Annotated in this window: 12 protein-coding genes and 1 pseudogene; 2 read left to right on the forward strand and 11 right to left on the reverse strand. The window is 35.5% G+C overall.

Annotation, left to right across the window (positions count from 1 at the left end):
• Positions 1-25: 25 nt before the first annotated feature.
• Positions 26-223, forward strand: coding sequence for a DUF4017 family protein (locus AAG068_RS13825; RefSeq protein ID WP_342714649.1), 198 nt, complete (start codon positions 26-28; stop codon positions 221-223).
• 18 nt (positions 224-241) lie between these two features.
• Here AAG068_RS13825 and AAG068_RS13830 read toward each other — a convergent pair.
• The 4 genes and pseudogenes from AAG068_RS13830 to AAG068_RS13845 all read right to left on the reverse strand — a co-directional run bounded on the left by AAG068_RS13830 (position 242) and on the right by AAG068_RS13845 (position 4,486).
• Positions 242-1,887 (reverse strand): annotated as a pseudogene (locus tag AAG068_RS13830) (M3 family oligoendopeptidase).
• Positions 1,888-1,997: 110 nt separating this feature from the next.
• Positions 1,998-2,927, reverse strand: a complete 930-nt coding sequence (gene ppaC / locus AAG068_RS13835) for a manganese-dependent inorganic pyrophosphatase (RefSeq protein ID WP_342714650.1) — start codon at positions 2,925-2,927, stop codon at positions 1,998-2,000.
• Positions 2,928-3,138: 211 nt separating this feature from the next.
• Positions 3,139-3,804 carry a lytic polysaccharide monooxygenase gene (locus tag AAG068_RS13840; protein WP_342714651.1) on the reverse strand — a complete coding sequence of 222 codons (666 nt, stop codon included), beginning with the start codon at positions 3,802-3,804 and terminating at the stop codon, positions 3,139-3,141.
• A gap of 178 nt (positions 3,805-3,982) precedes the next feature.
• A complete protein-coding gene (locus AAG068_RS13845) occupies positions 3,983-4,486 on the reverse strand; it encodes a GNAT family N-acetyltransferase (protein ID WP_342714652.1) in 504 nt (167 codons plus the stop codon).
• A gap of 105 nt (positions 4,487-4,591) precedes the next feature.
• On the opposite strand from AAG068_RS13845, the gene AAG068_RS13850 reads away from it, so the two are divergent.
• Entirely contained in the window at positions 4,592-5,233 is a 642-nt protein-coding gene (locus AAG068_RS13850) for an HD domain-containing protein (RefSeq protein ID WP_075307419.1), read from the forward strand.
• Positions 5,234-5,298: 65 nt separating this feature from the next.
• Here the strand turns inward: AAG068_RS13850 and AAG068_RS13855 are convergent, their stop codons facing one another.
• From AAG068_RS13855 to AAG068_RS13885, 7 genes are all read right to left on the reverse strand, one after another.
• Positions 5,299-5,736 (reverse strand): carboxymuconolactone decarboxylase, encoded by a 438-nt coding sequence (locus AAG068_RS13855; protein WP_342714653.1) that lies wholly within the window; start codon positions 5,734-5,736, stop codon positions 5,299-5,301.
• 31 nt (positions 5,737-5,767) lie between these two features.
• Positions 5,768-7,258: an alanine/glycine:cation symporter family protein gene (locus tag AAG068_RS13860; protein ID WP_342714654.1), complete on the reverse strand. Its 1,491-nt coding sequence runs from the start codon at positions 7,256-7,258 to the stop codon at positions 5,768-5,770.
• 113 nt (positions 7,259-7,371) lie between these two features.
• The gene (locus AAG068_RS13865) at positions 7,372-8,856 is read right to left on the reverse strand and encodes an aldehyde dehydrogenase family protein (protein ID WP_342714655.1); all 1,485 of its coding nucleotides are present in this window, start codon (positions 8,854-8,856) and stop codon (positions 7,372-7,374) included.
• Positions 8,857-8,874: 18 nt separating this feature from the next.
• Complete coding sequence (dapA, locus tag AAG068_RS13870; RefSeq protein WP_342714656.1) at positions 8,875-9,771, reverse strand: 4-hydroxy-tetrahydrodipicolinate synthase; 897 nt, start codon at positions 9,769-9,771, stop codon at positions 8,875-8,877.
• Positions 9,772-9,794: 23 nt separating this feature from the next.
• Positions 9,795-10,736 (reverse strand): proline racemase family protein, encoded by a 942-nt coding sequence (locus AAG068_RS13875; RefSeq protein ID WP_342714657.1) that lies wholly within the window; start codon positions 10,734-10,736, stop codon positions 9,795-9,797.
• Positions 10,733-11,770 (reverse strand): proline racemase family protein, encoded by a 1,038-nt coding sequence (locus tag AAG068_RS13880; protein ID WP_342714658.1) that lies wholly within the window; start codon positions 11,768-11,770, stop codon positions 10,733-10,735. Before AAG068_RS13880 ends, AAG068_RS13875 begins: the two co-directional genes overlap by 4 nt.
• Positions 11,767-12,942, reverse strand: coding sequence for an NAD(P)/FAD-dependent oxidoreductase (locus AAG068_RS13885; RefSeq protein ID WP_342714659.1), 1,176 nt, complete (start codon positions 12,940-12,942; stop codon positions 11,767-11,769). Before AAG068_RS13885 ends, AAG068_RS13880 begins: the two co-directional genes overlap by 4 nt.

Consider the following 12,942-nt stretch of genomic DNA (forward strand, 5'->3'; position numbering starts at 1 on the left):
AATATCTTTAGAAGGAGGTAAACAAATGAAAAATATACTCCCTGCACTAGTACTCTATATTATTGTTTGCATAATCGCTATGATTGCTCCAGCGTCTGACGGCTATAATCATGTTGGCTGGAAGTTGTTTGTTGGGCAAGCGTATGCTATACCTATTTTCCTCATTACAGCTATTATTACATTTTATATAAACAAGAAAAAATCTACAAATAAACAATTATAAGGATAGCAAATGCTATCCTTATTTTAAATCGCTAATTAGATCCAAAATAACGGTTGCAGTACTTTCTATTCTTTCTTTCGAAAAATCAAACGTGACACCTGTTTTTTCATATATTTCTTGTATTGGTAGATTCCAATCTACACTCGCTCCCTCTTTAAAGAAAGTAATCGCTTTTTCTGGATCCTCTCGATACATTTGAAACAATTGCATTGCTCCTATTTGTGCAATTGCGTATTCAATTTTATAAAAAGGAAACTGAACAAAATGAAATGTCTCTAACCAACTCGAACTGATTTCATCCTCTAATCCTGTAATGTCGACTGATGAATATTGATACCTTTTGCATAGTTCGGCGTATTTCTTATCACGCTCTTCTGATGTATGGTTTGGATTTGTATAAAGCCAGTGCTGGAATACATCTCCTGCAACTGACGATATTAATAAAGACAAAGTACGATATAATTGCACTCGCTGCACTTCTTTATATTCTTCTTCTTGCTTGTAAAAGATATTGAGATTTTCCATTACTAGTAACTCAAGGCTGAGAGAATACAGCTCAGCCACCTCTTCACGAAGATACCTTTCCTGCATGCTACTTTCATTGTTAAATTGTTTATAAAAATGAAATGCATGCCCCAATTCGTGTATCAGTGCATTAATTGCATAAAAAGATGAACTAAAATTAGAGTACACAAAAACCTCTTTACTATGAGACAAGGTAAAACAAGCAGCTCCTGGTGCTTTATTTTTACGTTCTTCTACGTCAATAAATCCAGCTTTCCTTATATGAATAAATTTCTCATAAAAATATAAATCTGTCTTCCGAAACATTTCTTCCACTCCATCCAATAAATCAATGGCATTTTGAAATGGAGCTTTTGGTAAATTACATGGCGTAAGATCCCAAGGACGATATCTTTTTACACCGAGATTTTTTTTAGAAAGACTTCCTAACTGTTTCCAAATGGGGACAATATACTTTTCTATAGATTCATGAAGCTTATAACATTCTTCAATACTATAATCTCTATTTTTTTGTTTGAAAGCATATTCACTATAATTATTAAATCCCGCATTTAAAGCCATTTCATTCCGCAATTGTACAAGTTCATTCAAAATAAAATCTATATCTATTTTCACTACACTTCTCGCTTCACATAAAGCGTACCAGGCTTTTTTGCGAATAACTCTATTTGGGTTATCTAATTTTGCTTTTACAAATGCATATGTCTTTTGCTCGCCTTCCCAATTAATAGATATGTTAGACATTATTTCTCTATATTTCGTAATAAGCTCTTGCTCTTTAACGGAAAGAGTAATGTTCTTTTCATTAAATATTTTACTTTTTACTAATCTTACTTTTTTCATAAATCCATATTTCTGCTCATCTAATAAGTCGGAAAACGCGCACTCTCTAAATTTCCGGTCAAATTTTGCATTGTATCTTTTTAAAATTGGTTGAATTGTATTTTGATTATACATATGTAAATCACGTATATTTCTGTCATTTGTATCTCTATACGTGGCGATCAAACTACTTGTTATCTCCTCTTCTATTTCAGCAGTTACACGCCGTTCATCCAAAAGCCAACTCTCTAATTCTGAAACAGAAGCAATATTTCCTCTAAAATTGACTGTAAGTTATTTTCTAAATCATTAAACATACACAATCCTCCCATTCCCTAATTTAAATTTTCTGTTTTTTAGGGATAAAAAAAGACAAGTAGCCAATCCGACTACTTGTCTTTTTTTTGTTAAACCATACTTAATACTATTAAGCTTGGAATGCTTCTGTTAATACTGGTACGATTTGTTTTTTACGAGATACTACACCTTTTAATGTAGCAGTGTTGTTTTCTAAAGTTACGTTGTATGCTTTCTCAACAACGTTTGCTGCTTTACCGATCGCAAGACCGACAGAATCGTTAGTTAAGATATCAGTTACAACGAATAAGAATAGGTCTAAACCTTTTTCTTCTACTACTGCAGAGATAACTTTTTCAAGTTCCGCTTGGTGTACAAGAACGTCGTTTGTATCAACAGCGTTTACTTGTGCAATTTCAACTTTCGCATTATCCATTTGGAATTCTTTAGCGTCAAGAGAGATTAATTGCTCCATTGTTTTTCCGCTTAAATCAGCACCAGCTTTTAACATTTCTAAGCCGTAGTTATCAGCATCTACACCAGCAATTTCCGCTAATTCACGAGCTGCTGCTACGTCTTGCTCTGTGCAAGTTGGAGATTTGAATAGTAAAGAATCTGAAATGATTGCAGATAACATTAAACCTGCAACTTCTTTACGAATTGTAACACCGTTTTCTTTGTACATTTTGTTTAAGATTGTAGCTGTACAACCAACTGGCTCGCAACGGTAGTAAATAGGATCGCTTGTTTCAAAGTTAGCAATACGGTGATGGTCAATAACTTCTAACACACGAACAGATTCGATATCGTTAGCACTTTGTTGACGCTCGTTATGATCAACTAAAATAACGTTGTCCACTTCGTTTGCAACTGTCTCAACAAAACGCGGTCCTTCTACTTTAAAATAGTCTAACGCAAATTGAGTTTCACCGCTGATTTCGCCTAAACGTACAGGCTCAGCATTCATTCCTAATTCTTTTTTCAATTCTGCATAAGCAATTGCAGAACAAATTGCATCTGTATCTGGGTTTTTATGCCCGAAAACTAGTACTTTTTCCATGTTTTCCACCTCTTCATGAAAAGGATATCTTAAAGAAGCAAATATGACAATATTTAAAGCATAATTTTTTATAAATAATTGCACTTTTTTCTATATTTTTCATCGTTTTTCATAAAAAAAGATCATCTAAAATAAATTAGATGATCAAAATGTATATTTTATCCCGCTTTAATGGGCAGTAAGACCCCCACTGATTAAAGTTTCACTTTATTTAAAATAAGCTAGGAGCTTGCACTACATGATTTAGCGCGAAATTCGATGCCAAACCGTTATTTACAAGGTTAACATCTATAACTTGATAAAATGCATTCCCAGTATCTGCAATTTCCCACACAGCTAAAATAAGGTGATATCCATTTCTATCAGTTGGTACGTTTGCTTCATGTGTTACCGAAGTTCCTGGTCTAGCTCCGCCATCATTTTTTACATAGAATGGTACTAAATCTAAATCAGATCTTGTTAAAGGTTTATTTGGATTCCAATCTTTTTTCGTAATATAGTATTTCCATTCTTTCGTACTATGAGGTGCGGTTAATTTCCACTTAAATGTATTCGCGCCGCCGTTTAACGTAACTTTCTTCCACCTATCAACTGTTTGAACGTCTAAAGCAGGGAAATGGCCAGCTCCTGCGATTTGCCCATCAGAAGGTCCTAATTGCGGGAATCCACCTATTCCTTCTACACTTTGCGGCTCATATTGAATTGGTCCGCAGTTTACATTTACCCCTTGCTTACATAAATACGAACGGCTCGCTGGTGATTCAACATAGCCATGAGCTGAAGCTTTTTCTGAAAAACCGAAAGTTAACAATCCCGTAAGTAATATGCCACCACTTAATATAACTTTCTTCACCTTCTGTAAACCTTTCGTTTTCATCACGTCATCCCCTTTCTCATAATAAAGTGAAAATAACTATAGTTGGCTAGTCATCTTCTCTACATCCATTATAAGTCGAGGAGCATAACGAAAAGAACCCTCTAAAAACTTTCTCAAATTCAATTCGTATATTAAATAAATTTTATTTTTTTAAACATGTTAACCTTTTGATCAAAACTTATATAACTTTATAATAAATAACTGTCGCGTCTAAATTACCATTTGGAGATATTGCGTATTCTGGTATTTTTCCAACTTCTTTATAGTCTAGTGATTTATACAATCTATTAGAAGGGTCTCCTTCTCTCGTATCTAGCACTATAAGAGACCTATTTTCTTGCTTCGCTCGTTCCTCTGCTTGTTGCATAAGTGAACGTCCAATGCCATTACGTCTAAAGTTTGGATGAGTCATTAACTTACAAATTTCAGCTCTATGAATCCCATTAGGCTTTGTAACTAAATGTAATTGAATACTCCCTGCCACTTCATTATTTATTTTAGCAACATATAAGATCACTTCTGGTGCTAAAACAGTTTCCCAATACTTCGCTGATTCTTTTTGATCCAGTGGAGGTAAAAAACCAATTGACGCTCCATCATTTACAACCGTTTTCAAAAGTTTAGAAAGCTCTTCCATATCATCATTTATTTGATTAATCTCTTCAATCACTAAATTTCGCATTACTAATCCCCCTTTTGTTTCATTGTACCAATTTTTAAAGCAGGAATAATGATATACTAAGATGAAATTCTTTAAAACATGATTTTTTAGGGAAAGGATAACGATATGAAATATATATTAGATAGAACATATGCAAAAGAATTACTCGAATGGGCATATAAACAAAACCCCGGTCCTTGGTTTGAACATTCAATAAATGTTGCTCAGGCAACTGAAAACATAATTATAGAACTTATTAAAAATGGGTATAACCTAGATGCTGATATAGCATATAATGCTGCCCTTTTGCATGATATCGGAAGATACAAAGGTTTTACCAAATCGGTCATTCATTCCTATGATGGTTATATGTATATGAATGATTTAGGGTATACAGGAAACGCTGTTATTTGTGTTACACACTCATTCCCATGCAAAAATGAACATATAGATATCGCAGCGGAGTGGAGTCTCGTTCCTGACCATATGAGAATCCAGTTAGTTGAAATATTGAATGAACATTGTAACTACGATTTATACAATAAAGTAATTACTCTTTGTGATGCTCTTGCTGACGCGGATGGTTTTACTACGCTGGAAAGAAGATTGATTTCCGTTGGTTTACGTCATGGTACAACGTCTCATACATCATTACATTGGAAAGGGTTTTATGCAATTAAGAAAGAATTAGAAGCTTTAATCGGTAAAAGCATATACACAGTTCTTCCTGATGTAGAGAATTCGATTTATGAAGATATAGAATATTAAAGTGAATAAAAATTTAATCTCACATAAAAAACGTTTTAAACTTTATGTTTAAAACGTTTTTTTATTCAATGCTTTTGATTTTTCAGTTCTGTTAAACATTCCTGTACTAAAGTTACCGCTTGACTCATTGCAGCTCCGCCAGCAAATGCTGCTGATACACCACACGCTTCCAGAATTTCTTTATCTGAACACCCTTGATCAAGACAACCTTTTGTATGATAAACGGTACAATATTCATCTTGCGTTGCTAGACTAATTCCTAATGCAATAAGTTGTTTTTCTCTTTTAGTTAAAGAGCCCTCTTGAAAACAAGCTTGCGTGAATGCATTATATGTTTCAGCAATTTCAGGAATTTGGTTTGTAAAACTACCGATCCCTTCTTTATAATGATGTAGAACGTCATTTACTGAACTATGTTGTTCGTGTTCCATTTTATTATTACCTCCATTCCAATTATGTGTACCTATTGTAGTATGTGATGAAAAGAAGGCAATATACACCACCTAAAAAGAATGAATATTCAGTTTATTATAACTATAATTTCAGACTATCATCCACTACTGATTGTTCTTTATAGTTTTTCCTTTCAATCTCTTTACTTCTCTCCTCCCAAAAAACTAATCCTTCAATCCCAACTTTTTTAGGATCAAACACTGGATCTTTCCCTTCTTTTTTCTGTGCTTCATAATCTTTTAACACTTTTAATGCGATTTTACTTAATAATAGAATCGCGATTAAGTTTAACCATGCCATACTACCGATTCCTAAATCTCCAAGATTCCATAAAAGCGATGCTGATTCTACGCTACCGATGTAAACCATAATTAAAAATCCAATTTTCAAAACTGGTTTTAACCAGCTATGTTTAAGCTCACGATCTAAATAAGTAAGTGTCGTTTCAGCGATATAGTAGTATGCGAGTAATGTTGTAAATGCGAAGAAGAAAATTGCGATTGAAACGAATAATGGACCAAACCCTGTCATAACGGTTTCAACTGCTTGCTGTGTATAAATTGGACCTGCGTCAACATTCCCTATATTCTTTACGATAGCGCTTTTTCCTTCAGGTATAACATTATACATACCTGTTATTAAAATCATAAGAGCTGTCGCTGTACAAACAACAATTGTATCAATATATACAGAAAACGCTTGAACTAACCCTTGTTTTGCAGGATGAGATACTTCAGCAGCAGCGGAGCTATACGTCGCTTCTCCAACACCAGCAACATTCGAAAATACAGCACGCTTTACGCCCCATGCAATTGCTGCACCGACAATTCCACCAAACATTTCATTTACACCAAAAGCACTAGAGAAAATTAATGCAAACATACTTGGAATTTCTGTTACATTCGCAATTAATACGATACATGTAACAAATACATAACCAATTGCCATAAATGGAACAAGCATTTGCGAAACGCCAGCAATTCTCTTCACGCCGCCAAAAATGATTGCTGCTAATAATACGACTAACGATATACCAGTTATATACTTGCTAATGCCATTGGAGTTTTCAAATCCAACGGCGATACTACTAGATTGAATACCTGGTAATAAAACGCCATATGAAAGTGTTACAACGACCGCGACAATAACTGCAAACCATTTCATTTTCAAGCCTTTTTCAATGAAATAAGGTGTACCACCGCGGTATTCATTTCCAACTTTACTTTTATATACTTGAGATAATGTTGATTCAACAAAAGCACTAGCTGCTCCTAAAAGAGCCATTATCCACATCCAAAATACAGCTCCAGGTCCGCCAAAAGCGATAGCTGTCGCGACCCCTGCAATATTACCTATTCCAACCCTACCTGATAAGGCTAAACAAAATGCTTGAAAGGATGAAATTCCCGTCTCCGAGCTCTTCCCTTCAAATAATAGTTTAATCATCTCTTTAAAATAACGAATTTGTAGAAAACGAGTTACAATTGTAAAATACACACCTGCCCCTAATGCAAAAACAACTAACCCAATACTCCATACTTGCCCTACAAACCACTCTACTAATTGCTCCATCCAAATCCCCCTTATCATTCTTTTGAAAGCTATTTTATATATAAGAAAACGGACAACTATTATGAAACCTTCCAGTTGTCCGTATCTTTATTCATTAACATTTAGACTCTATATTATTTTATATTTACCCAAACGCTTTTCACTTCTGTATAGTTATCAAGCGCATATGAACCTAACTCACGACCGATACCAGATTGTTTAAACCCACCAAATGGTGCCGCTGCATTTTCTAAGTTATAATCATTAATCCATACTGTTCCTGCCTTTAACTTATTGGCAACTTGATGTCCTGTTTTAATATTTTGTGTCCATACGCCTGCAGCGAGTCCGTATGAAGAGCGATTTGCTCTTTCGATTACCTCTTCCGCTGAATCAAATGGAAGTACAACGACAACTGGACCGAATATTTCTTCCTTAACTATCGTCATATCGTCAGTAACATCTGTGAATATCGTTGGCTGTACAAAATACCCTTTTTCAAATGCCCGTTCACCACCAGCAGCAACAGTAGCGCCTTCTGCTTTCCCTTGTTCAATGTAATGTAGCACGCGTTCTTGTTGTTTTTTAGATACGAGTGGCCCCATTTCTGTTTCCTTCTCCATACCCGCTCCAAGTTTTACGTTGTTCGCCATTTTTACTAATTCAGCTACGACTGTTTCATAATGTTTTCGGTGAACGAATACGCGAGAACCGGCACTACAATTTTGACCGTGATTATACATAATGCCCTGGAATGCGCCGTTAATCGCTTCTTCTAAATCAGCATCTTCTAAAATGATATTTGGTGATTTACCACCAAGTTCTAACGTTACATGTTTAATAGTTTCTGCAGATTGACGCATAATATATTTTCCTGTAACTGTTGAACCTGTAAAAGCTACTTTATCAATATCATGATGGTTTACGATTGCAGCCCCTGCTTCAGGGCCGAAACCTGGCACAAAATTTACGACACCGTTTGGAAAACCTGCTTCTTTAAAGAGCTTCGCTGTATATAATAATGATAAAGGCGTTTGTTCTGCTGGTTTTAATACGATTGTACAACCTGTTGCTAGTGCAGCTCCCATTTTCCAAGAAGACATAACGAGCGGAAAATTCCAAGGAATAATTTGACCTACAACCCCAACAGGTTCATGGCGTGTGTAATTTAAGTAATCTTTTGAAATCGGAATTGTTTGCCCGATAATTTTTGTAGCCCATCCCGCATAATAGCGATAATTTTCTACAGTCGCTGCAATATCATCATTTAGTGCTACTTGATATGGTTTCCCGTTATCCAATGCTTCTAACTGTGCTAATTCTTCTCCATGCTCTTCTATTAAGTCTGCTAATTTATAAATAAGATGCGCTCTTTCAGCAGTAGTCATTTCTGCCCAAGGTCCTGATTCAAATGCAGACCTTGCCGCTTTTACTGCGACATCAATATCCTCTTCTTGTGCTTTGCATACGACAGCTAAAACATCTTCAGTTGCTGGATTGTATGTCTCAAATGTCTTCCCGCTAATAGAAGGAACAAATTCACCATTAATAAACATTTTAATTTCTCCATTTAAAAACGCTTTCACTTTTGATTTCAGCTTAATATTTGTCGTTAACATATATGCTCTCCTCCTTAATTAAACAGCCGCATGTGCTGCAATTTTTGATAAAATCGTTTGAAGTTTGTGATTTTCCTCTTTAGTTAATCCGAGTCTTGGATAACGAGAAGGTCCCCCAGCTTGCCCATGTAATTCCATTGAGCGTTTCACGATTTGTACATATTTTCCTGACCCTTCAAGAAACTCGCAAAGTGGTAAAATAGCATCGTTAATTTCCCAAGCTTTTTCTAATTCACCATTTTTGAAATGCTCATACATTTTCGTAACAAGTCCCGGTACGATATTTCCGGCTACCGAAACCCATCCCATCGCACCAACTAAATAAGATTCCATAACTAAATCTTCAGATCCACAGAACACTTGAAAAGCACCTTCGCCTTGTCTTACTAAATCTCTAGCTTTTCGAATATCCCCGCTAGATTCTTTAATATGTGTAACATTTTCACATTCTTTTCCAATACGTAGCATAAGCTCTGTACTCATATCAACACCAGATGTAAACGGATTATTGTATAACATAATTGGTATATTTACAGCGTTTGAGATTTCTTTAAAATGAAAATAAATTTCCTCTTCTTTCGGTTTACAATAATACGAGTTAATAATTAATGCGCAATCCGCTCCATGTGCTTCGGCATGTTTCGTATATTCAATCGTCTCTTTCGTCGTTTCTGCTGCAGTTCCTACAATAACTGGAATACGTCCATCAACTTCTTTTAATACTGTTTCTACCATTTTAAATCGTTCTTCTTTTGATAAACTAACAAACTCCCCTGTACTTCCATTAATAATAATGCCAGCTACTTTTTGCTCAATAAAATAGTTTACGTTTTGTTTTACACCGTTCCAATTAATTTCTTGTAACTCATCCATCGGTGTGATTAATACTGGAAATGCCCCTTTAATTTTTTTCATATTTATCTCTCCCTTTAACCATTTTATTTTAATAAAAATCCTGTCGGAAACGGATCGGTAGGGTCTAATAGAAACGTCTGCATCCCTGTAATAAACCCTCTACTTTCAAAACGGAAAATGTAACCTGTTTCTTCCTTCTTCACTTTTTCAACAGTTATAAAGCTATTAAATATACTTTCATTTATAAAAGGTTTATCCGCTATATAATCATTTTTAAATAATGTATGAACAAAAGACACAATAGTAGAGACAAACCCTGGCGAACGTACGATGAAGTTATCTTCATGAAATGTAATCGACTTTATATGGTTCTTTTCTTTCTGCGAAGAATCTACTAAAATAAGTCTTTTTATAAGTGATTGTTTTTGTATAGCTTGTAGTGTAGCTTCTCCCCATTTTTTCAATTCAGAAATGTTTTCAATACAAATTTCTGGCGAATACGCACCTTTTTCTACAACTGCATAGACTTTATCTGCTTGTATGAGAGAGTAATTTATATTACTAACTTGTAAATTTTTCTCAATCATATAACATAGTTTGCTTTCAAACGAAACAGATACAACTTCATCATTCTCTACATACGCATAGACTGAGAATATGCCAGATAACGTTTCGATTTTGTATTGATCCGCCTCTCTCTTTTTTAAATACCCGCTTTCTAGTAACATCGTTATGACTGCGACAATACCTCCGTAATGCAGAGGTATTGATCCTTCATGATTAAAAAATAATACAGCTGCATCGACTTCCGTATGAATAGAAAGAACGACGATACATCCATTTAAACCAATAAAACCACGCGGTTCATTTAATAAAAGCTGCATTTCATCTGCTAATTCACCTGAAAATTGTTCGTTTAATTGTTCTAAATTGTAGTAGTACTTGCATGGTACATCTTTTATTACACGAAATGCCTCGCCATTTACGTGTACGTCTACTGCTGTATACATTTTTTGAATGTTCATTTTACATCCTCCGTTTCATGTTCCATCGGCGGAATTAGCAAAAAGCCTTCTTTAAGTGGATCCTTTTCATTGTAAAAAAATCTATGCATCCCCATAAGCCAAGCTGAACCTGTAATTTTCGTTACGACAGCTTCTATATTTTCAACATTTGTCGTATTGATGACGCTTCCTTTAAATAGAGAGCCAACGATACTCTCGTGAATAAACTCTTCATTCATCTCGATTTTTTGATTTGCGTACAATACAGCTAACTTTGCTGATGTTCCTGTACCACATGGAGAACGATCAATTCCTCCTGGCGGAACGACAACTGTATTTTTTACATGAGCGCTTTCATGAGTAGGAGCTGTATAAAATTCAACATGAGTTAATCCTCTAATAAACGAATGCTGCGGATGAATAATTTCAAATTTCTCATTAATTGTATTTCTTATAAGGATCGCTTTATCGATAATTGTAGATGCGTTTTCTGGTACTAACTCTAACCCTACTGATTTCGCATCGATAATGGCATAGAAATTTCCTCCATACGCAATATCGCCCTCTACTGTTCCAATTCCTTCGACTTGTACAGTAATATGTTTCAGTAAAAAAGCTCGTATATTACAAAAAGAGACTTCTTTCGTCTTTCCATCTTGAACTAAAATATCAACTTCAACTAAACCGGCTGGCGTGTCTAACTTTAACGAGGTAATTGGTTCAACTACTGGAATTAAACCTGATTCAATTAAAGCTGTACACACACCAATTGTATCGTGACCACACATTGGTAAATATCCACCTGTTTCTATGTAAATAACACCAATATCTGCTTCCGGATGACATGGATCTGTTAATAATGCTCCTGACATTACATCATGACCACGCGGTTCATTCATTAACAATTTGCGAATCCAGTCATATTCTTTTTTCATATGTAACATCTTTTCTGCCATCGTCTCTCCAATTAACTTAGGCAGTCCGCTAATCAATGTTCTTGTTGGATTCCCGCCCGTATGTGTATCAATGGTCGTAAAGACTCTTTGTGACCTCATCCGTTTAACACCCTTTCTGTAAAACGACTCAAACGAAGTGGTTCAATAGGAATGATTGTTTCTTTTTCATTTAATAACTCTTCAATCACTTTCCCTGTAACTGCGGCAAGACTAATGCCATCCCCTTCATGCCCTGCTGCAATAAAGTAATTCGGGATATGTTCCACACGTGAAATGATCGGCAAATGATCTTCTGTCCACGGGCGTAACCCAGCATATGAACGAATCACCATCATATCCGCCATTTTCGGATAAAAACGAATTGCTCTATTCGCAATACATTTAATAACCTCGTTGTTTATCTTCGTATGAAACCCTACAAACTCTCTACTACTACCAATTAAAAAATTTTGGCTTTCTGTCGGCTCAAACACAAGAGCTACTCCATATTTTTCAGTTAAAGCATCCACTTTTCGTTTTCCGCCAAATTTAGAAATTAAATAACCAAATTCCATTACTTTACGACAACCAACGTGTTGTTGCCTTGAAGCTACTATAATATGTCCCTTTCTCGGTTCAATTGGGATATTTACATCAAGCATTTGTCCGATTTTCGGAGCCCACACACCCGCTGCGTTCACCACTTGCTTTGCAGCAAACGTCCCATTTGTCGTTTCTACAATAAAGGAACCGTCTATATCTCTTCTCATTTCTTTTACTTCCGTATGATTAAAAGCCTTCGTACCATATTTTTTCGATTCTGCAAGAAGTGAAAAAGCAAGAAGATATGGATTTACAGTCGAATCTGTTGCGCATTCTAACCCGCCTAATAAATCATCTGCAAAGAATGGCGATTCCCCTCTTATATCTTGCCTATCAAGCATTCGAAACGGTAAACCCGCTTCTTTTTGACGATTCACCCATTGCTGCGCTGCTTCCATTTCTTCGTCTGACTCACATACGAGAATACTTCCTGGCGCCCTATATTCAAATGAGTGCTCTAACTCTTCACTTAAATCAGTTACTAATTTTTGACTTACTAACGACATTTGACTATCAAACCCTGGGTCTTTATCAATAGCCAAAATATTCCCATCACACCGTGAAGACGTCCCGCTGACAAATTCTCCTTTTTCAATGATTGTTACGTCTCTTCCGTATTTTGAAGTGTAATAAGCGATTGAACATCCTATAATTCCACCACCTATTATTAAAACGTCGCAGTGCCTCAC

The sequence above is a fragment of the Bacillus paramycoides genome, assembly GCF_038971285.1.
Taxonomy (GTDB): domain Bacteria; phylum Bacillota; class Bacilli; order Bacillales; family Bacillaceae_G; genus Bacillus_A.